Annotated in this window: 19 protein-coding genes; 13 read left to right on the forward strand and 6 right to left on the reverse strand. The window is 70.4% G+C overall.

The genetic code is table 11. The features are described from left to right. Positions 1-2 precede the first annotated feature (2 nt). The 10 genes from pafA (at position 3) to ACIOGX_RS31900 (ending at position 9,947) form a co-directional block, all read left to right on the forward strand. On the forward strand, positions 3-1,364 hold the full coding sequence (pafA, locus tag ACIOGX_RS31855; protein ID WP_030354603.1) for a Pup--protein ligase: 1,362 nt from the start codon (positions 3-5) through the stop codon (positions 1,362-1,364). Between the two features lie 122 nt (positions 1,365-1,486). Then, positions 1,487-2,422, forward strand: a complete 936-nt coding sequence (locus tag ACIOGX_RS31860; RefSeq protein WP_356514121.1) for an FKBP-type peptidyl-prolyl cis-trans isomerase — start codon at positions 1,487-1,489, stop codon at positions 2,420-2,422. A gap of 42 nt (positions 2,423-2,464) precedes the next feature. After that, positions 2,465-2,839 carry an FKBP-type peptidyl-prolyl cis-trans isomerase gene (locus tag ACIOGX_RS31865; protein WP_356514119.1) on the forward strand — a complete coding sequence of 125 codons (375 nt, stop codon included), beginning with the start codon at positions 2,465-2,467 and terminating at the stop codon, positions 2,837-2,839. A 138-nt stretch (positions 2,840-2,977) separates the two neighbouring features. Beyond that, positions 2,978-3,934: a WYL domain-containing protein gene (locus ACIOGX_RS31870; RefSeq protein ID WP_356514117.1), complete on the forward strand. Its 957-nt coding sequence runs from the start codon at positions 2,978-2,980 to the stop codon at positions 3,932-3,934. 17 nt (positions 3,935-3,951) lie between these two features. Then, positions 3,952-4,908: a helix-turn-helix transcriptional regulator gene (locus ACIOGX_RS31875; RefSeq protein ID WP_401918117.1), complete on the forward strand. Its 957-nt coding sequence runs from the start codon at positions 3,952-3,954 to the stop codon at positions 4,906-4,908. A 34-nt stretch (positions 4,909-4,942) separates the two neighbouring features. Beyond that, entirely contained in the window at positions 4,943-5,203 is a 261-nt protein-coding gene (locus ACIOGX_RS31880) for a hypothetical protein (protein ID WP_356514113.1), read from the forward strand. A 94-nt stretch (positions 5,204-5,297) separates the two neighbouring features. Further along, positions 5,298-5,495, forward strand: coding sequence for a hypothetical protein (locus ACIOGX_RS31885; RefSeq protein WP_129772622.1), 198 nt, complete (start codon positions 5,298-5,300; stop codon positions 5,493-5,495). 209 nt (positions 5,496-5,704) lie between these two features. Next, complete coding sequence (tatA, locus tag ACIOGX_RS31890) at positions 5,705-5,998, forward strand: Sec-independent protein translocase subunit TatA (protein ID WP_356514111.1); 294 nt, start codon at positions 5,705-5,707, stop codon at positions 5,996-5,998. Between the two features lie 62 nt (positions 5,999-6,060). After that, entirely contained in the window at positions 6,061-7,014 is a 954-nt protein-coding gene (gene tatC, locus ACIOGX_RS31895; protein ID WP_401918120.1) for a twin-arginine translocase subunit TatC, read from the forward strand. Positions 7,015-7,118: 104 nt separating this feature from the next. Beyond that, complete coding sequence (locus ACIOGX_RS31900; protein WP_383960846.1) at positions 7,119-9,947, forward strand: DEAD/DEAH box helicase; 2,829 nt, start codon at positions 7,119-7,121, stop codon at positions 9,945-9,947. 132 nt (positions 9,948-10,079) lie between these two features. Here the strand turns inward: ACIOGX_RS31900 and ACIOGX_RS31905 are convergent, their stop codons facing one another. The 5 genes from ACIOGX_RS31905 to ACIOGX_RS31925 form a co-directional block, all read right to left on the reverse strand. Beyond that, positions 10,080-10,742 carry a fasciclin domain-containing protein gene (locus tag ACIOGX_RS31905; protein ID WP_401918122.1) on the reverse strand — a complete coding sequence of 221 codons (663 nt, stop codon included), beginning with the start codon at positions 10,740-10,742 and terminating at the stop codon, positions 10,080-10,082. Positions 10,743-10,845: 103 nt separating this feature from the next. Further along, on the reverse strand, positions 10,846-12,447 hold the full coding sequence (locus ACIOGX_RS31910; protein ID WP_401918314.1) for a molybdopterin-dependent oxidoreductase: 1,602 nt from the start codon (positions 12,445-12,447) through the stop codon (positions 10,846-10,848). A gap of 233 nt (positions 12,448-12,680) precedes the next feature. After that, positions 12,681-14,051 (reverse strand): cryptochrome/photolyase family protein, encoded by a 1,371-nt coding sequence (locus ACIOGX_RS31915; RefSeq protein ID WP_401918124.1) that lies wholly within the window; start codon positions 14,049-14,051, stop codon positions 12,681-12,683. Between the two features lie 109 nt (positions 14,052-14,160). Next, positions 14,161-14,916: an anti-sigma factor domain-containing protein gene (locus tag ACIOGX_RS31920; protein WP_401918126.1), complete on the reverse strand. Its 756-nt coding sequence runs from the start codon at positions 14,914-14,916 to the stop codon at positions 14,161-14,163. Continuing rightward, complete coding sequence (locus tag ACIOGX_RS31925) at positions 14,913-15,497, reverse strand: sigma-70 family RNA polymerase sigma factor (protein WP_129772632.1); 585 nt, start codon at positions 15,495-15,497, stop codon at positions 14,913-14,915. The genes ACIOGX_RS31920 and ACIOGX_RS31925 overlap by 4 nt, the downstream gene beginning before the upstream one ends. Positions 15,498-15,743: 246 nt before the next feature. Between ACIOGX_RS31925 and ACIOGX_RS31930 the strand changes: the two genes are divergently transcribed. The 3 genes from ACIOGX_RS31930 to ACIOGX_RS31940 all read left to right on the forward strand — a co-directional run bounded on the left by ACIOGX_RS31930 (position 15,744) and on the right by ACIOGX_RS31940 (position 18,519). Then, positions 15,744-16,424 (forward strand): PadR family transcriptional regulator, encoded by a 681-nt coding sequence (locus tag ACIOGX_RS31930; RefSeq protein WP_401764761.1) that lies wholly within the window; start codon positions 15,744-15,746, stop codon positions 16,422-16,424. A 251-nt stretch (positions 16,425-16,675) separates the two neighbouring features. Next, the gene (locus ACIOGX_RS31935; protein WP_387015173.1) at positions 16,676-17,743 is read left to right on the forward strand and encodes an ATP-binding cassette domain-containing protein; all 1,068 of its coding nucleotides are present in this window, start codon (positions 16,676-16,678) and stop codon (positions 17,741-17,743) included. Positions 17,744-17,772: 29 nt separating this feature from the next. Continuing rightward, on the forward strand, positions 17,773-18,519 hold the full coding sequence (locus ACIOGX_RS31940) for an ABC transporter permease (RefSeq protein WP_401918316.1): 747 nt from the start codon (positions 17,773-17,775) through the stop codon (positions 18,517-18,519). Positions 18,520-18,617: 98 nt separating this feature from the next. Here the strand turns inward: ACIOGX_RS31940 and ACIOGX_RS31945 are convergent, their stop codons facing one another. Further along, on the reverse strand, positions 18,618-19,463 hold the full coding sequence (locus ACIOGX_RS31945) for a siderophore-interacting protein (RefSeq protein ID WP_401918128.1): 846 nt from the start codon (positions 19,461-19,463) through the stop codon (positions 18,618-18,620). Positions 19,464-19,487: the final 24 nt, after the last annotated feature.

The raw sequence follows: 19,487 nt of genomic DNA on the forward strand, positions 1-19,487 counted from the left end.
ACATGGACCGCCGCATTTTCGGGCTGGAGAACGAGTACGGCGTCACGTGCACGTTCAGGGGACAGCGCCGACTGTCACCTGACGAAGTGGCGCGCTACCTCTTCCGCCGTGTTGTCTCATGGGGCCGCAGCAGCAATGTCTTCCTGCGGAACGGCGCCCGCCTCTACCTCGACGTGGGTTCGCATCCGGAATACGCAACTCCCGAATGCGACAACATCTCCGAGCTGGTCACGCACGACAAGGCGGGCGAGCGCATTCTGGAGGGGCTGCTCGTCGACGCCGAACGCCGCCTGCACGAGGAGGGAATCGCGGGCGACGTCTATCTCTTCAAGAACAACACCGATTCCGCCGGAAACTCCTACGGCTGCCACGAGAACTATCTGGTCGCCCGCCACGGGGAGTTCTCCCGGCTCGCGGACATCCTCATCCCCTTCCTCGTCACCCGCCAGCTGCTCTGCGGCGCCGGCAAGGTACTCCAGACCCCGCGGGGCGCGGTCTACTGCGTCAGCCAGCGCGCCGAGCACATCTGGGAAGGCGTCAGCTCCGCCACCACCCGCTCGCGTCCGATCATCAACACCCGTGACGAACCGCACGCGGACGCGGAGCGCTACCGCCGCCTCCATGTCATCGTCGGCGACTCGAACATGTCCGAGACGACCATGCTGCTCAAGGTCGGCGCCACCGATCTCGTCCTGCGCATGATCGAGGCGGGCACGGTGATGCGCGATCTCACCCTGGAGAACCCGATCCGGGCCATCCGCGAGGTCAGCCACGACCTCACCGGCCAGCGCAAGGTGCGCCTGGCGAGCGGCCGGGAAGCCTCCGCCCTGGAGGTCCAGCGCGAGTACTACGAGAAGGCCGTCGACTTCGTGGAGCGCCGGGGCATCCGCACCGGCACCGTCGACCAGGTCCTGGAGCTCTGGGGCCGCACGCTCGACGCGATCGAGGCCGAGGATCTCGACCGTATCGGCACGGAGATCGACTGGGTCATGAAGTACCAGCTCATCGAGCGGTACCGGGCGAAGCACAATATGACGATGTCGCATCCGAGGGTCGCTCAGATAGACCTCGCCTATCACGACATCCACCGCCGCCGCGGTCTCTACTACCTGCTGGAGAAGAAGGGCCAGGCCGCCCGCATCTGCAACGACATGAAGATCTTCGAGGGCAAGTCGGTGCCCCCGCAGACCACCAGGGCGCGACTGCGCGGCGACTTCATCCGCCGGGCGCAGGAGCAGCGCAGGGACTTCACCGTCGACTGGGTGCATCTCAAGCTCAATGACCAGGCACAGCGCACGGTGCTCTGCAAAGACCCGTTCCGCTCGGTGGACGAACGGGTGGAGAAACTGATCGCCGGTATGTGAGCGGGCCGGGGAGACACGCATTGGTGGAATGTGCGGAGGGCCTCGTACGTATCGCGTACGAGGCCCTCGGCACGCCTTAGAGTGGCGGGCAACTACTGTGCCGTCTGAGATCTGAGGAACACGTGCGCCGACTTGCCGGCCTCATCGTCGTCCCGTTGCTGCTGTTGTCGACAGCGGCCTGTGGCAGCGATGGAGGCTCCGACTCCACCCCGTCCAAGAACGGGCTTCCCGCGATCAGCTCGGGTGCCAAGTTCGGTCAGAAGCCGACCCTCGAGAAGGGGGAGGGCACGCCGCCCAAGGAGCTGAAGGTCGACGTCCTCAGCAAGGGTGACGGAGCGACGGTCAAAAAGGGCGATGCGATCCAGGTCAACTATCTGGGCCAGAGCTGGGACTCCGACAAGCCGTTCGACAACAGCTTCGACCGGAAGCAGCCGTTCGATCTGACCGTCGGGGCCGGCATGGTCATCAAGGGCTGGGACCAGGGTCTGGAAGGCCAGAAGGTCGGCAGCCGTGTCGAGCTGGGCATCCCGCCGGAGCTCGGCTACGGAGCCCAGGGCCAGGGCGACATCAAGCCCAACTCGACGCTCGTCTTCGTCGTCGACATCCTGAAGGCCACCCAGGTCCCCGCCTCCGCCAAGGGAACCGCGGTCGCGCAGGACAACATCGACCTGCCCAAGGTCGGGACGAACGACGACGGCAAGGAGCCGACCGTCACCGTCCCGAAGAGCGCCCCGCCCAAGAAGCTGGTCTCCAACTACGTGCTGGAGAGCGACGGCGAGGCCGTCAAGGACTCGGACACCGTCGTGCTGAACTACGCCGCGTACATCTGGAAGGACCGCAAGCAGTTCGACAGCACGTACAAGACCGGCCGCACGCAGACCTTCCCGCTGCCGCAGCTCACGCTGAAGGGCCTCAAGACGGGCATCGTCGGCAAGAAGGTGGGCAGCCGGGTCCTCATCGTGATCCCGCCGGACCAGGCCTTCGGCAACCAGGAGCAGCAGGGCATCCCGAAGAACTCCACGCTGGTCTTCGCGGTGGACATCCTGGCGAAGGTGTAAGACTGTCCCGGTTGCCCGTTCATCATTTAGAGGAGCAGTTCAGTGAGCATCGAGAAGCCCGAGGTCGACTTCCCGGGTGGCGAGCCGCCGGCCGATCTGGAGATCAAGGACATCGTCGAAGGCGATGGCGCGGTGGCCAAGGCGGGCGACTCCGTGTCCGTCCACTACGTGGGCGTCGCGTTCTCCACCGGTGAGGAGTTCGACTCCTCCTGGAACCGCGGTACCCCGCTCCAGTTCCAGCTCGGCGCCGGCCAGGTCATCAAGGGCTGGGACGAGGGCGTGCAGGGCATGAAGGTCGGCGGCCGTCGCCAGCTGATCATCCCCTCGCACCTGGCGTACGGCGAGCGCGGCGCCGGCGGCGGCCGTATCGCCCCCGGCGAGGCGCTGATCTTCGTCTGCGACCTGGTCGCTGTCTGATCACATCAGGACACCCGAGGGCCCATGCTGTCCGGCATGGGCCCTCGGCTTTTACCACGACACCCCGGGGCGGTACGGTCAGCGGGGTGAGCGCGGCACGATCACAGCGCGGCACGATCAAAGGGGTGCGAGGCGTCGATGGCCATTGCCAAGGCCGAGCGGTTGATGAATCTGGCGCTGTGTCTGCTCGGGACCCGGCGTCCGCTCAGCAAGCGTGAGCTGCGGGGCTCCATCGAGGCCTATCTGGAGGCCGGGACCGACGACTCGTTCAACCGGATGTTCGAGCGCGACAAGGACGATCTGCGCGAACTCGGCCTGGTCATCGAGACGGTGGAGAACCTCGACGGCGACACCGGCTATCTCGCCCGCCGCGACAGCAACCGGCTGCCCGCCATCACCCTCGACGCCGAGGAGGCCGCCGCCCTCGGTCTCGCCGCCAAGGTCTGGCAGCAGGCACGGCTGGCCGGTGCGGCGAGCGGCGCCTTGCAGAAGCTGCGCGCCGCCGGGATGCCGGAGGCCGAGGACGCGTACGAGGCACACCACGGCGCGCTCGAACCCCGTATCCCCGTCCACGAGGCCGCCTTCGAACCGCTGATGCTCGCCTGCCGGGACCGGCGCCCCGTCGTCTTCGACTACCGCAAGGCCAACGCCGCCCGCCCGGAGCAGCGCCAGGTCGAGCCATGGACGCTGGAGTGCTGGCGCGGCCACTGGTATCTGGCCGGCTGGGACCGGGACCGCGGCGCCGAGCGGGTCTTCCGGCTCTCCCGGATCACCGGCCGGGTCCGCTCCCGCACGGGCGTCTTCAGCGCGCCCGTACCGGACGTCGTCACCGTACGGGAGACCGTGGAGAGCTGGGCGGGCGAGACCGCGACCCGCTCCGCGCTGATCAAACTGCGCTCCGGGTGCGGCTATCCGCTGCGCGCCAAGGCACTGTCGTCACGGGAACTGGGCGACGGCTGGGACGAGCTGGAGGTCCCGTACGGACACGGGCTGGACGCCTGGCTGGTGGAGTTCGGCCCGGACGTGGTCGTACTGGAGCCCGCGGACCTGCGGGCCGATGTCCTGGACCGGCTGCGCGCCGTGGCCAAGGGCTGAGGGGGACTCGTACAACCATGGCAGCCAACGCCATCGACCAGACCCGGCGGATGCTCTCGCTGGTGACCTATCTGCGGGAGCGCCCCGGCGCGCATGTCAGCGATGTCGCCCGCGCCTTCGGCATCACCGAGGACGAGCTGATCTCCGACCTCGATGTGCTGCCCATGTGCGGCACCAGCTTCCGCGGCGGCGATCTGCTCGACATCGACACCGACGGCGACCGCATCTGGTGGCACAACCCCGACGATGTCGCCGAGCCGCTGCGGCTCGCCGCCGACGAGGCGACGGCGCTGCTCGTCGCCGCCCGCGCCGTCGCCACCCTGCCGGGGCTGCGCGAGGGCGACCGGCAGGCGCTGCTGCGCGCCACCGCCAAGCTGGAGACCGCCGCCGGTGAGGTCGCGGGGGCCAGTTCCCGGCTCTCGGTGACCTTCGAGTCCGAGGGCGGCGTGTTCGCCGAGGTCGACCGGGCCATCTCGGAGCGGCGCCGGCTGTGGCTGCGCTACTACTCCCCGGCGCGTGACGAGCTGACGGAGCGCGAGGTCGACCCGATCCGGCTGTTCGCCGTGGGACACACCTATATGGAGGCCTGGTGCCGGCTCTCCGAGGCGCGGCGTACGTTCCGCCTCGACCGGGTCGCCGAGATCAAACTGCTCGACGCGCCCGCCGCGCCTCCGGAGCTGGAGCTGAGGGATCTGTCGGAAGGGCTGGTGCAGCCCTCCGCCGAGGACCCCGAGGTGGTGATCGAGGTCGGGCCGGGCGGCCGGTGGGTGGCGGAGTACTACCCGCACGACAGCGCGGTCGAACTCTCCGACGGCGGGCTGCGGATCACATTGCGCACCCCCGCCCCCGCCTCGCTCAGACGGCTGGCGCTGCGGCTCGGCGGGGACGGACGGATCGTCTCCCCGCCGGAGCTGGCGGAAAGCGCGCGGCGGGCGGCGGCCGAAGCGCTCGCGGCCTACGACGAGCACCGGTGAACGGCTGAGGACGAGGACAAGGAGAACCACGCGCATGTCGACCATAGCTGGGCTGTCCGGACTTTCGGCCGTCGCTCCGGTCCTCTTCAAAGCGGCCTGTCCCGAGTGCCGTGCCCGCTTCGAGCTCTCCGCGGGCGCCCTGCGGCTGGCGATAGGCGCCAGCGCGAAGACCACCTTCTACTCCTTCACCTGTCCCGAGTGCGAGGCCATGGTGCGCAAGCCCGCCGGGGAGCGGATCGTGGAACTCCTCACCGGCGGTGGGGTACGTACCCTGCGTCTCCACTCCGGCCCCTGAATCACCACCCAGAATCACCACCCCCTGAATCACCCCTGCTGAACCCACCTCCACTCCACTGAAACCACTCCCTGGAACGGTCTAGGCTCTGCCCATGTTCTGGCCCATGCTCGCCATCGCCCTGGGTTTCTGCGGTATCGCCGTGCTCGGTGTGCTGGCCGTCCGCGTCTTCGTGGAAGCCCAGCGGCTCGGCCGGCAGGTCGCCGCCACCACGGAGACGATCAACCGGGCCGCCGAGGACCTGGAGCGCGCGGCCACCCGGCTGGCCGCCACGGGTGACACGTTGAGGTAGCGACGCCCCCTGCTCACCAGGGAAAGAGCGGGGTACGCTGCTGAACGCGGCCCCGGCAGCGAGGCGCGGGCCGCCGACGGAAGTACGCACAGGGATTGCCCCGTGTTCACCCCTGCGCGTTACGATCGCTGGGCAAGTAGGTCGGACACGCGTCCGGCCGGAATTGCGCAGGCCCCTCCCATGCCGCCTCGGTGAGAAGGTAAAAGCTTATGTTCGGAAGGCTCGGTCCCACCGAGATCATTCTCATCCTCGTCGTGATCGTCCTGCTGTTCGGCGCGAAGAAGCTTCCGGACATGGCGCGTTCGCTCGGCAAGTCGGCCCGCATCCTCAAGAGCGAGGCCAAGGCGATGAAGTCGGAGGGCGGGCAGACGGCCCCGGCGGAGCCGAAGGGTGACGAGACCGCTCAGGACCACGTCGTGCCGCGTACGATCCAGGCCGCGCCCGGTGACGTGACCAGCGCGCGCCCGGTGACCGAGCCGACGGACTCGACCACCAAGCGCTGACACCTGGGCCGAAGCGGGTGCCGCTGTCGCGGGCCGCCCGCCGCACGAGATGAGGACGTGGGTTGCTTAAGTCTGCCCGCAAGAAGGAGACCGATCCCGAGGGGCGGATGCCCCTGGTGGAGCACCTGCGTGAGCTGCGCAACCGGCTCGCCAAAGCGCTGGTGGCGATCGTCGTCGTGACGCTCGTCGCCGCGTTCTTCTACAAGGACATCATCGAGTTCTTCACCGACCCCGTACTGAGGTCGGTCGGATGCGAGTCGAGCTTCGCGGAGCTGGCCAAGCGGCAGGACGGCACCTGTGCCCGCATCGTCCTGAACGGTCTGCTGACGCCGTTCACGCTCGCGCTCAAGGTCTCGTTGATGGCCGGTGTCGTGGTCTCCTCACCGATCTGGCTCTACCAGCTCTGGGCCTTTGTCGCCCCAGGGCTGCACAGGGCGGAGAAGAAGTACTCGCTCGCCTTCGTGGCGGCGGGCTTCCCGCTCTTCCTGGCCGGCGGCTTCTTCGCGTACAAGACGCTGCCGACGATGGCGAAGGTGCTGCTCGAATTCTCGCCCGCCAACCTGGACAACCAGCTTCCGCTCGACGACCTGCTCGATCTGATCACCCGCATGGTCGTCGTCTTCGGTCTCGCCTTCGAGCTGCCGCTGCTGCTGGTGATGCTCAACCTCGGCGGGGTGATCACCGGCAAGCGGATGGCCGGCTGGTGGCGCGCCATGATCATGGGCATCACGGTCTTCGCCGCGGTGGCCACGCCCAGCACCGACCCGCTGAGCATGATGGCCCTGGCCGTACCGATCTGGGTGCTGTACTTCGTCGCCACGGCGATCTCGCTCCTGAACGACCGCCGCAAGGCACGGCGCGACGCCCTGGGACCCGATGACGACGAGGCCTCGGACCTGGACCTGACCCCGGAGGCCGTCGGGGAGATCGAGCCCGTCTCGGCGCCGGCCGCTCTTCCCGGGCAGTCCGACAGCAGCGGCACGAAGCGACTGAACGGTTACGACGACATCACCTGATCGCATCCCCCCGGCGCGGATCACGCTCCTCGCGCCGGGGGCTGTCCAAGGGCGATTAAAGATCGGGCTGACTGTCAGAGGTGGCGGGTAGGCTCGACTTCAAGATGACAGAGGACCTCTCACCAGCCGAGCGCTACGCCGCTTCCCGGATGCGCGCCGTCGAGCAGGCCACGGCGCTCGCCCCCTTCCGCGAGATGTACGACTTCGGCCTGGACCCCTTCCAGATCGAGGCATGCCAGGCCCTGGAGGCGGGGAAGGGCGTGCTGGTCGCCGCGCCCACCGGCTCGGGCAAGACGATCGTCGGCGAGTTCGCCGTGCACCTGGCTCTGGCCGAGGGCCGCAAGTGCTTCTACACCACCCCCATCAAGGCGCTGTCCAACCAGAAGTACGCCGATCTGGCCAAGCGCTATGGCGCCGCCAAGGTCGGCCTGCTGACCGGGGACAACAGCGTCAACGCGGACGCTCCGGTGGTCGTCATGACCACCGAGGTGCTGCGCAACATGCTCTACGCGGGCTCCCAGGCGCTCACCGGACTCGGCTATGTGGTGATGGACGAGGTGCACTACCTCTCCGACCGCTTCCGGGGCGCCGTCTGGGAAGAGGTGATCATCCATCTCCCCGAGTCGGTCACGCTGGTCTCGCTCTCGGCGACGGTCTCCAACGCCGAGGAGTTCGGTGACTGGCTGGACACCGTCCGTGGCGACACCGAAGTGATCGTCTCCGAACACCGGCCCGTGCCGCTCTGGCAGCATGTGATGGCCGGGCGCCGGATGTACGACCTCTTCGAGGAGGAGACCGACCACGGCGGCCGTGGCGCGGGCAAGCGCGAGGTCAGCCCGGATCTCGTCCGGCTGGCCCGGATGGAGAACCAGCGCACGTACAACCCGCGCGAGCGCCGGCGCGGGAAGATGATCCGCGAGGCGGACCGGGAGCGCGAGCGCCGCCAGCGCTCCCGGATCTGGACACCCGGCAGACCCGAGGTCATCGAGCGCCTCGACGCCGAGGGGCTGCTGCCCGCGATCACCTTCATCTTCAGCCGGGCCGGCTGCGAGGCCGCCGTACAGCAGTGCATGTACGCGGGGCTCCGGCTCAACAACGACGAGGCACGGCGGCGGGTCCGCGAGATCGTCGAGGAGCGCACCGCCTCGATCCCCGGTGAGGACCTCCATGTCCTCGGCTACTACGAGTGGCTGGAGGGTCTGGAGCGTGGCATCGCCGCGCACCACGCCGGGATGCTGCCGACCTTCAAGGAGGTCGTGGAGGAGCTGTTCGTCCGCGGTCTGGTCAAGGCGGTCTTCGCCACCGAGACCCTGGCGCTCGGCATCAACATGCCCGCCAGGTCCGTGGTGCTGGAGAAGCTCGTCAAATGGAACGGCGAGCAGCACGCCGACATCACCCCCGGTGAGTACACCCAGCTGACCGGGCGGGCGGGGCGGCGCGGGATCGATATCGAGGGCCACGCCGTGGTGCTCTGGCAGCGGGGTATGGACCCGGGCGCGCTCGCCGGGCTCGCCGGGACGCGTACCTATCCGCTGCGCTCCAGCTTCCGGCCCTCGTACAACATGGCCGTCAATCTCGTGCAGCAGTTCGGCAGGCATCGCTCGCGCGAGCTGCTGGAGACGTCTTTCGCCCAGTTCCAGGCCGACAAGTCGGTCGTCGGGATCTCCCGGCAGGTCCAGCGCAACGAGGAGGGGCTCGACGGCTACCGGGAGGGCATGACCTGCCATCTCGGGGACTTCGAGGAGTACGCGCGCATGCGGCGCGACCTCAAGGACCGCGAGACCGAGCTGGCCAAGCAGGGCGCGGCGCAGCGTCGGGCCGCCGCGGCCTCGTCGCTGGAGAAGCTCAAGCCGGGCGATGTCATCCATGTGCCGACCGGGAAGTTCTCCGGTCTCGCGCTGGTGCTCGACCCCGGGCTGCCGGCCGGGCGCGCCAACGGCCATCGCGGACTGGAGTACCAGGACGGGCCACGGCCGCTCGTCCTGACCGCCGAGCGGCAGGTCAAGCGGCTCGCCTCGATGGACTTCCCGGTTCCGGTGGAGGCGCTGGAGCGGATGCGCATCCCCAAGTCGTTCAACGCGCGCTCCCCGCAGTCGCGCCGCGATCTGGCGTCCGTGCTGCGGACGAAGGCCGGGCACATCGTGCCCGAACGGCACCGCAAGCAGCGCGCCGCCGCCGCGGACGACCGGGAGATCGCCCGGCTCCGTACGGAGCTGCGCGCCCACCCCTGTCACGGCTGCGACGAGCGGGAGGACCACGCCCGCTGGGCCGAGCGCTACCACCGGCTCCAGCGGGACACCCGGCAGCTGGAGCGCAGGATCGAGGGGCGGACGAACACCATCGCCCGTACCTTCGACCGGATCGTCGCGCTCCTCACCGAGCTGGACTATCTGCGCGGGGACGAGGTCACGGAGCACGGACGACGGCTGGCCAGGCTCTACGGCGAGCTGGATTTGCTGGCGAGCGAGTGCCTGCGCGACCGGGTGTGGGAAGGGCTCTCCCCGGCCGAGCTGGCCGCCTGTGTCTCGGCGCTGGTGTACGAGGCCAGGCAGTCGGACGACGCGGTGGCGCCCAAGGTCCCCTCGGGCGCGGCGAAGGCCGCGCTGGGCGAGATGGTCCGTATCTGGGGCCGGCTCGATGCCCTGGAGGAGGACCTGAAGATCAGCCAGGCGGAAGGCGTCGGGCAGCGCGAGCCCGATCTCGGCTTCGCCTGGGCGGTCTATATGTGGGCCTCGGGCAAGGGTCTGGACGAGGTGCTGCGCGAGGCGGAGATGCCGGCCGGTGACTTCGTGCGCTGGTCCAAGCAGGTCATCGACGTCCTCGGCCAGATCGCGGCCGCCGCGCCGCGCGAGAACAGCACGGTCGCGAAGAACGCGCGCAAGGCGGTCGAGTCGGTGCTGCGCGGGGTGGTGGCGTACAGCTCGGTCGGCTGACGGCCGGGCCGGGAACGGTGCGTACGGCGCCCCCCGCCGGGTGATCCCGGGCGGGGGGCGCCGTATGCGTTCCGGCCTTGTCCGGGTGCGGCGGGGCGGGGAGCCGCCCCGCCGCCGTGCGAGGACCCCCGGCTACATCGTCGGCATCAGGACCGTGTCGATGATGTGGACGGTGGCGTTGGAGGTGGACACATTGCCGCAGACGACCTTGGCGGAGTCGTTGACGGTGTACGACTCGCCCGAACCCGCCGTGGTCAGCGTGCCCTTCTCCAGGGTCGGGTAGGTGCCGCTCGCCAGCCGCGCCGGGGCCAGCCTCTCGCCGACGACGTGGTAGGTGAGGATCTTGGTCAGGGTGGCCTTGTCGCCGAGGACCTTGTCCAGCTCGGCCTTCGGGATCTTGGCGAAGGCGTCATTGGTCGGCGCGAAGACCGTGATGTTCTGAGCGTTGTTCAGGGTGTCGGCCAGGCCCGCCTTCCGCACCGCTGTGACCAGGGTGGAGAGGGCGGGGTTGTGGGACGCGGCGGTCGCCACCGGGTCCTTCGACATGCCGTCGAAGCTGCCGGCGCCGGACGCCGGGACGGACGCACACGCCGTACCGAACGGCTGGTCACCCGCGCTCGCGGCGTCGTCCGTCGTGCTCTCGGACTCCTGGGGAGCCGCGGCCGAGGCCGCCGAGTCCTTGCTGTCCCTGCTGTCCTTGCCGTCGTCGCCGGAACAGGCGGTGAGGGCCAGCGGGAGTACGACGACACCGGCGACGGCGAGGGCGGCACGGCGGAAACGGGTGGTGGTGGTCACTGGAATCTCCTTGAGGGGTGTACCGAGAAGTGGTGCGGAAAAGGTCTGTTGAGGGCCGGTGCGGTGGTTCGCGTGCGGGGCGCCGATGGCGCCCGCCGGATCGTCAGGTCACGGCGACCACCACCGAGTGCCAGCCCGTGGCGCCGTCGGGCACGGTCCCGACGCGCTTCTCCGTCTGCGTGTAGCCGTCCAGGTCGGTGGCGCGGACTTCGAGGGTGTGGCTGCCGGTGGAGGCCCGCCACTCCCACACCCACTGGCGCCAGGTGTCCCTGGTGTGCTGGGCCGCCAGCCGCGCCGTGTGCCAGTCGCCGCCGTCGACCCGTACCTCGACGCGGGCGATTCCGCGGTGCTGGGCCCAGGCCACTCCGGCGACGGGCACGACGCCCGCCTTCGGAGAGGCGAACGGGCGCGGGGTGTCGATCCGCGACTCGGTCTTGATCGGCGCCCGCCGGTACCAGCTCCGCTTCACCCAGTACGCGTCGTAGTCGGCGAACGTGGTGAGCTCCAGGTCCTGGAGCCACTTGCAGGCCGAGACATAGCCGTAGAGCCCCGGCACCACCATCCGTACCGGGAAGCCGTGGTCGAACGGCAGCGGTTCGCCGTTCATGCCCAGCGCCAGCAGGGCGTCGCGGCCGTCCATCACGGTCTCGACCGGCGACCCGATGGTCATCCCGTCCACCGAGCGCGCCACCAGCTGATCGGCGGGCCCGCCCTTCGAGGGCGGTGCGACCCCGGCCTCGCGCAGCAGATCGGCCAGCCGTACGCCGATCCAGCGGGCGTTGCCGACGTACGGGCCGCCGACCTCGTTGGAGACGCAGGTCAGGGTGATGTCCCGCTCGATCAGCTCGCGACGGAGCAGATCGTCGAAGCTCAGCGTCAGGGGGCGGGTGACGCCCTTTCCGTGGATTTTCAGCCGCCAGCCACCGGCATCGATCCTCGGGACCACCAGAGCGGTGTCGACCCGGTAGAACTCCTTGGTCAGGGTGGTGAACGGCCCCAGACCCCGGACCCCCAGCTCCGCCCCGGCCGGCACGGGGCGGGCCGGTGACGCCGGTGCGGGCAGCACGATGGCGGCGCGCGAGGTGGCGGCCTCGGCCGCGCCCGAGCCGTTGAGCCGGCTGCCCAGCGCACCGATACCGGCCGACGCGGCGACCGCCGCGGTGGCGGCGATCACGAAGCCGCGGCGGTCGAACGTTCCGTCCGGGGCCGCGCCCGGCCCCTGCGTTCCGTTCGATGGTCCGTCCGGTGTTCCGTCCGCCCCCTCAGCCGCCGGGGACGGACGGAACGTGAGCCTGCCGGCCAGCAGGTGGAGCACTCCGCAGGCCGACACGGCGCCCACGACGGAGGGCAGAGCGTCGAGCGGGCCCCCACCGGGCCGCTCGACCGCCGCCACCGCCCCGAGCGCGCCGAAGACCAGCACCGCCGCGAAACCGGCGGGCCGGTGCCGCGGCGCGACCACTCCGACCGCCATGGCGAAGACCGCCAGGAGGGCCAGGATGCCGAGCTGGAGCACCAGCTTGTCGTTGGTCCCGAAGTTCCGGACGGCGAAGTCCTTCAGCCAGGGCGGGGTGCGGTCGATGAACGCGCCGCCCACGGCGTTGACGGGACCGGCCTCGGGCCGTACGACCGCCGCGACCAGCTCCGCCACCGCCAGCGCCGAGGCGCCGGTGACCAGCCCGCTCAGCGCCCCCGCAGCGGCACGCACCAGTCGTGCCGCGGGGCCGGGGCAACCACCCTCCGGCGTCGGGACCTTCAGATCTTCGCTCACACTCGCCATTCGGCACCGGAACGACGGCGGATTGGTCAGTGACCCGAAGGAGTGAAAAAGTCCCGCCGGCCGAAGAAAGACCGCCCGCCCACCCATCCCCGGCCCGCGCGGCAGCGAATACCTTCCGGTCGTTCTACGCGGGCTCGCGCAGAACGACCGGGCTTACTCGGCTAGGAGAGACCGCGGGCCCGCGAGAAGCGATCCCGGCCCTCGGTGAGGTCCACGATCGGGTCGGGGTAGTCGAGCCGGCCCCGGTCCCGGGCGTCCAGCAGCCACGGCTGGTGGACGGCCGCCCCGGCCACCCCGGCCACCCCGGCCAGCTCCGGTACCCAGCGCCGTACGTAGTCGCCGTGCGGATCGAACCGTTTGGCCTGGGTGAGCGGATTGAGGACGCGGTTGGGGCGGGTGTCCGTGCCGGTGCCCGCCGTCCACTGCCAGTTGAGCTGGTTGTTGGCGAGGTCGCCGTCCACCAGCAGATCCAGGAAGTGCCGCGCGCCGACGCGCCAGTCCGCGTACAGCGTCTTGGTCAGGAAGCTCGCCACCAGCAGCCGTCCCCGGTTGTGCATCCAGCCCTCGTGGGACAGCTGGCGCATGGCCGCGTCGACGACCGGATAGCCGGTGCGCCCCTCCCGCCAGGCGCTGATCTCCTTCTCGTCCGTACGCCAGTGATCCCCGCGCGGCCGGTAGTCGGACCACGCCGACGCGGGGCGCGCGGCCAGTACCTGATGGTGGAAGTCCCGCCAGGCCAGCTGCCGTACGAACGCCGCCGCCCCCGGACCGCGCCGGCGCCGGGCCTGTCGGACCAGCTCCACCGGTGAGAGACAGCCGAAGTGGAGGTACGGCGAGAGCCGGGAGGTCGCGTCGCCGGACAGGTCGTCGTGACGGTCCTCGTACGACGCGATCCCGTCGGCCAGCCAGGCCGCCAGCCGCTCGCGCGCCACCTTCTCGCCGCCCTCGGCCAGACCGGGCGAGACCCCCTCGACCGCACCGCGCACGGGCAGCGGCTCACTGTCGATCCGCGGCACCCGTACGCTCCCGGGCGCGGTTGTCACCGCGCGCCGGCCCGTCTCCTCCCAGCGGCGGAAGTACGGGGTGAAGACCGCGAAATGGTCCCTGCCCGCCGGGACGATCTGCCCAGGCGGTACCACCGTGACCACCGCGTCGTGCACGGTCAGGGCGGCTCCCGCGGCCGGCAGTTCCGTACGCAGCCGCTCCTCCCGGCGTGCCGCGTACCGGCTCACCCCGCCCGCCACATGGACCCGCCGGGCGCCGCTCTCGCGCACGACCCGGCAGACCAGTTCGACGGGATCACCCGAACGGATGACCAGCCGGCCGCCTCGCTCGCGCAGGGCGGTGTCCAGCGAGGCCAGGCAATCGGCCAGGAAGGCACGGCGGTTGGGCGCGTCGAAGCCCACCGCCGCCACCCCGGGATCGCGGACGAAGAGCGGCACCACCTCCTCCGCGCCGTCCACGGCGGCGCGCAGCACCGGCTGGTCGTGCACCCGCAGATCCGAGGTGAAGAGCACCACCGCAACGCTCATGTCCCTGTTCCTCGTGTCCCTGTTCCTCGCTGCCACTCGCCTCACGGCCCGTCCGTCCGCGCATGTCCTGTCCGCGCACGTCCTGTCCGCGCGCGTTCCCGACGTTGCCCTACGCGGCCGGGAAGTTCATCTGGGCCAGCGGCGGCGATGTCGGCCGCACGGAGCCGCCCGACGGTTCCACCGTGATGCCCATACCCGACGCCGTGCCCACCCGGCCGGCCATCAGGACGGTGTCCGCGCCGCCCGTGGGGTCCATCAGGCCGGCGGAGCGCATCGTCCCTCCGTCGTCGTACCAGAGCTGGTAGACCTTGCCCCTCGGCGGTTTCGGCATCCCCGACGCGATGAAGGCGGCCTTGTCGCGGCCACGGGAGACGACCACGGTGCCGGTCGCGCCGTCCGGCAGCCTGCCGCCGGTGATCCTGGCGTCCGGGGCGCCGAGTACCGCGGCCAGTTCCGCGGACCGCTGTTCCGAGGCGCGCGCCTGCTGCTGCGCGTCCCGTGCCTCCTCGTGCTGCCACACCGCGACCCCTCCGAACACCGCCGCCGCGGCCAGGCACGCCGCCAGGGCGAACCGGGAGAGCGCGCGCCCCCGGGCGATTCCGCCTCCGGGGCGGGGCCGCGGGGCGACCTTCGGCGGCTCCTGCCGTTCGGTGGCGATCCTGCGCAGCACCTGCTCCTTGAGCGCGGCCGGCGGGGTCACGGTGACCGCCCGTCCCAACCGGGCCGCCGTGGCGGCCAGTTCGCGTACCTCCTGGTCGCAGGCCGGGCAGACCGCCCTGTGCCGTTCGAACGCGGCGCGTTCCCCGGGCTCCAGGGCGTGCAGCGCGTACGCGCCGGTCAGCGTGTGCAGATCCGCGGTGGTCACGCGTTCACCCCCAGGCAGTCGCGCAGCCGGATGAGGCCGTCGCGGAGTCGTGTCTTGACCGTGCCCAGCGGGACCGAGAGGAGTTCCGCCACTTCGCGATAGGACAGGCCCCGGTAGTACGCGAGCGTCACGGACTGGTTCTGGAGCTCGGTGAGGGTGCGCAGACAGCGGCGCACCTGTTCCCGTTCGAGGGTGGCCTCGACCTGCTCGGTGACCTGGTCGAAGGCGGGGGTACGGTCGAGCAGCGCGGCGCGGTGCTCACGGTCGCCCGCCGCCTGCGCCGAGCGCACCCGGTCCACCGCCCGGCGGTGGGCGAGCGTCAGCACCCAGGTCATGGCGCTGCCCCGGCTGGGCCGGAAGCGCGCGGCGGTGCGCCAGACCTCCAGCAGCACTTCCTGTGCCACCTCCTCGGACTGGGCCGGATCGCGCAGTACGGAGCGCACCAGCCCCAGGACGGGGCCGCAGACCTGGTCGTAGACGCGCGAGAACGCCTCCTGGTCGCCCCTGGCCACCTGGCCGAGCAGTTCCTGCAAATCGGGCCCCGCCGCAGCGGGCCCGCCGATGTGTACGGCTTCTTTCACGCGGCTTTCCTCCACGGAGCGGACGGAGCCGACCCGCTCGTCCGGCATCATCCCGTCCGGCCATCCGACCAGACGTCACCGTGTATTCGGAGCCGGGACACCGATGGATTGGTCCGTCCCGCGGATTGATTTCGCACCGGATGGCACGGAAGAATTGCGATGTATCGCGATTGACGGGTAAGGGGAACTCGCGATATGTTCGCAGACGAGTATTTGGGGTGGAGTAAAGAAGGCGAGAGGGTCGCGATGGGGGTGAAACGGCGCAAGCTGGGCAATCCGCTGGCGCTCGCGGTGATGGCGCTCCTCTCGGAGCGGCCGATGCACCCGTACCAGATCGCGCAGACGCTGCGGCAGCGCGGCAAGGAGAACAGCGTCAAGATCAACTTCGGATCGCTCTACACCGTCGTCCAGAACCTGGAGAAGCACGGCTTCGTCGAGGTGGCGGAGGTGCAGCGGCAGGGCAACCGGCCCGAGCGCACGCTGTACGGCCTCACCTCCAGCGGGCACGAGGAGATGCTGGAGTGGATGGCGGATCTGCTGGCCGTCCCCGCCCGTGAGTTCCCGCTGTTCGAGACGGGCCTCTCGCTGATGGGTGTCCTGCCGCCGGACGAGGTCACCTCGCTGCTGGAGGACCGGGCCTCGGCGCTGCGCGTCCAGGCCGCCGGTATGCGAGGGGTGCTGGAGCAGCTCTACGAGACGCTGCCGCGGCTCTTCGTCGTGGAGACCGAGTTCCAGCTGCACATGATCGAGGCCGAGGAGGCCTGGATCCAGGGATTCCTCAAGGAGATGGGCGAGGGATCGCTCTCCGGTCTCGACGGCTGGCGGACCCTGCACGAAACCGGCCGGCCGCCACCGGAATGGCAGGAGCTGGAGCATGAGCGGCCGTTGGACACCGCGGGGGAGGAGGACCGCTCCCGGAAACCCTGACCCGGCCGACTCCGGCCCTCAACGGAAACGACCCCGGCGGTCGCTGTTGCAGCAGCCCCCGCCGGGGTCTCTCACCCCGGACCGGACCACCGTGAAGGCGCCCGGCGATCGAGGCGCGGCACGCCCAGGATAGCCCGGCGCTCTTCGCGTGGACCGGCCCGGACGTGCCCGAGCGACCCGCTCGGGCACGGACACCCCCGAGCCACCCGCGCAACCCAGGAGAGCTAGTCGTGAGCACGAGTATGGGAACCATGAGTACCGGATCCACGCGTACCGGACCGACCGGCAGCGGACCTACGAGTAACGGAACGCCCGTCGTACGGGCGGACGATCTGGTCAAGACCTATCCCGGCGGAGTCACCGCCCTGAACGGCCTGGGCCTGACCGTCGAGGCCGGCACCGTCCTCGGACTGCTCGGCCCCAACGGCGCAGGCAAGTCCACCACCGTCAAGATCCTCACCACCCTCGCCCGCCCCGACAGCGGCACGGCCACGGTCGCCGGCCATGATGTGCTGCGCCACCCCGGCCGGGTACGCCGCGCGATCGGCGTCGTCGCCCAGAAGTCCGGCGCCGATCCCGCCGCCACCGGCCGGGAGAACCTCGTCCTCCAGGGCAGGCTGTACGGCCTGAGAGGGGCGGAACTGAACCGGCGCGTCGACGAACTGCTGGACCGGTTCGCTCTCACCGACGCCGCGCGGCGGCTGGTCAAGGGGTACTCCGGCGGTATGCGGCGCCGGCTCGATGTGGCGCTCGGCCTGGTCCACCGGCCCGAGGTGCTCTTCCTGGACGAGCCGACGACCGGGCTCGACCCGGAGGCCCGTACCGCCATGTGGGACGAGATCACCCGCCTCTCCGGTGACGAGGGTCTGACCATCCTGCTCACCACGCACTATCTGGAGGAGGCCGACCGGCTCGCCGAGCGCATCGCGATCGTCGACCGCGGCCGGATCGTGGTCGAGGGCACCCCCGACGCGCTCAAGGGTGAACTGCGCGGCGACGCCGTCCATCTGGAGCTGCGGGCCGACGGCGACAGGGCGGCTCTCACCGGCGTACTCGCCGGGCTGGCCGGTCTGCACGACCTGGCGGTCGACGGCCGCCGGGTCAGTGTCCGCGCCGACGACGGCGCCGCCGCCGTACCCGTCCTGCTCGCAGCGCTGGAGCGCGCCGGAGCGTCCGTGGCCGCCGCGACCGTGGCCCGCCCCTCCCTGGACGACGTCTATCTGCGGTACGCGGGACGCCGGTTCTCCGAGGCCGAGGCCCAGGCGGACAGCGCCGGAGCCGGTACCTCCGGCCAGGCCGCCGACGGAGGTGCCCGGTGAGTACCGAAACCCTCGCCCACACCTGGTATATGACGCAGCGTCAGCTGATGGCGATCGTGCGTCAGCCCGTCTTTCTGCTGATCTCGCTGATCCAGCCGGTGATCTGGCTGTTCCTCTTCGGTAATCTCTTCAAGAGAGTCGTCGAGCTGGGCGGCTTCGGCACCACGACCTATCTGGACTATCTGGTCCCGGGCATCGTGGTGATGAGCGCGCTCGGCTCCAGCATGTGGGCCGGGATGGGGACGCTGGAGGAGATCGAACGCGGCACGCTCAACCGCTTCCTGACCACCCCGGTCAGCCGCAGCGCCCTCATGCACGCCAATGTCGTGCAGAACGGCATCAGCACGGCCGGCCAGTCGGTGATCATCGTGCTGCTCGGGCTGCTCGGCGGGGCCCGCTACCCGGGCGGGGCGGGCGGACTGCTCGTGCTGGTCGCCGCCTCGATCCTGCTCGGTACGGTCTTCGGGGCGCTCTCCAACGCGCTGGGCATGCTGGTGCGCGAGCGTGAGTCGATCATCGGCATCAACACGTTTCTGCTGCTGCCGCTGACGTTTCTCTCCTCCGCCTTCATGGCGTCTTCCCAGATGCCGTCCTGGATGGCCACGATCGCGGACTTCAACCCGGTCAACTGGGCGATGGTCGCGGGACGTTCCGCGCTGGCGGCCGAGCCCGACTGGGGCGACGTACTGACCAGGGGCGGTGCGCTGCTGGCCCTGGCGGTGGCGGCGGTCTGGCTGTCGACCCGTACGTTCCGCTCGTACCAGAAGTCCGTTTAGGACCCGAGCCCGGCCCGTTGCCCTCGCGCGCACCCGTCGGCCCCTGTTCGCACGCGCGACAGGGGCCGAAGGGGAGGGAGCGAAGGGAGAGGGCGTGCTCAGGCGGCCGGGGTCTCCTGCTCGCGCTCCACCCGCTCGTTCCACTCGCGCTTGACGGCCCGCCAGGCCTCGTCGGTCTGGCCGAGCCGCCAGTACCCCGAGATCGAGAGCCGCTCGCGCGGGACGTTCCGCTCCAGCCGCAGATGGCGGCGCAGCTCCTTCACGAAGCCCGCCTCGCCGTGTACGAACGCGAGGACGTCCCCCGCGGGGAAGTCGAGGCCGCGGACGGCGGCGATCAGTGCCTCGCCCACCGGGCGCTCCCCCCGGTGCAGCCAGGTGATCCCGGTCCCGTCGGGCGTCGTGACCTTCTGCTCCTCCTCGGCACCCGAGATCTCGACGAAGGCGTGGACCAGGGCGCCGGCCGGCATCCGTTCCAGCGACGCGGCGATCGCGGGCAGGGCGCTCTCGTCCCCCACCAGCAGATGCCAGTCCGCCGCCGGGTCCGGTACATAGAGACCGCCGGGGCCGAGGAAGCGCACCGTCTCGCCCGGCCGCGCACGCGCCGCCCACGGACCCGCCAGCCCCTCGTCGCCGTGCACGACGAAGTCGATGGCCAGTTCGCGCGCCGCCGGGTCCCAACCGCGGACCGTGTACGTACGGTTGGCGGGCCACTGGTCGCGCGGGAACTCCGCGCGGATGCGCTCCATGTCGAACGGTTCGGGGTAGCTGACCCCTTCGGGGGCGAACAGCACCTTCACGTAGTGATCGCTGAATTCGCCGCACTCCACCGAGGCCAGCCCCTCACCGCCCAGGACCACGCGCACCATGTGCGGGGTGATCCACTCGGTACGTACGACCTGCCCCTCGTGGGCCTTCGGCGACGTGCGGGCCGGCTTTTCTGCCACGGCGGTCTCCCTGACGATTGCGCT

Origin of the sequence: Streptomyces sp. NPDC088147, from assembly GCF_044741565.1 — a bacterium.
Lineage (GTDB): Bacteria > Actinomycetota > Actinomycetes > Streptomycetales > Streptomycetaceae > Streptomyces.

Bases quoted from the DNA above. Each gene is read 5' to 3' on its own strand.
- ACIOGX_RS31930 (WP_401764761.1), top strand. From the start codon at position 15,744: ATGGGGGTGAAACGGCGCAAGCTGGGCAATCCGCTGGCGCTCGCGGTG.
- ACIOGX_RS31900 (WP_383960846.1), top strand. From the start codon at position 7,119: ATGACAGAGGACCTCTCACCAGCCGAGCGCTACGCCGCTTCCCGGATG.
- ACIOGX_RS31880 (WP_356514113.1), top strand. From the start codon at position 4,943: ATGTCGACCATAGCTGGGCTGTCCGGACTTTCGGCCGTCGCTCCGGTC.
- tatA (WP_356514111.1), top strand. From the start codon at position 5,705: ATGTTCGGAAGGCTCGGTCCCACCGAGATCATTCTCATCCTCGTCGTG.
- ACIOGX_RS31870 (WP_356514117.1), top strand. From the start codon at position 2,978: ATGGCCATTGCCAAGGCCGAGCGGTTGATGAATCTGGCGCTGTGTCTG.
- ACIOGX_RS31885 (WP_129772622.1), top strand. From the start codon at position 5,298: ATGTTCTGGCCCATGCTCGCCATCGCCCTGGGTTTCTGCGGTATCGCC.
- ACIOGX_RS31875 (WP_401918117.1), top strand. From the start codon at position 3,952: ATGGCAGCCAACGCCATCGACCAGACCCGGCGGATGCTCTCGCTGGTG.
- ACIOGX_RS31940 (WP_401918316.1), top strand. From the start codon at position 17,773: ATGACGCAGCGTCAGCTGATGGCGATCGTGCGTCAGCCCGTCTTTCTG.
- pafA (WP_030354603.1), top strand. From the start codon at position 3: ATGGACCGCCGCATTTTCGGGCTGGAGAACGAGTACGGCGTCACGTGC.
- ACIOGX_RS31915 (WP_401918124.1), bottom strand. From the start codon at position 14,051: ATGAGCGTTGCGGTGGTGCTCTTCACCTCGGATCTGCGGGTGCACGAC.
- ACIOGX_RS31935 (WP_387015173.1), top strand. From the start codon at position 16,676: ATGAGTACCGGATCCACGCGTACCGGACCGACCGGCAGCGGACCTACG.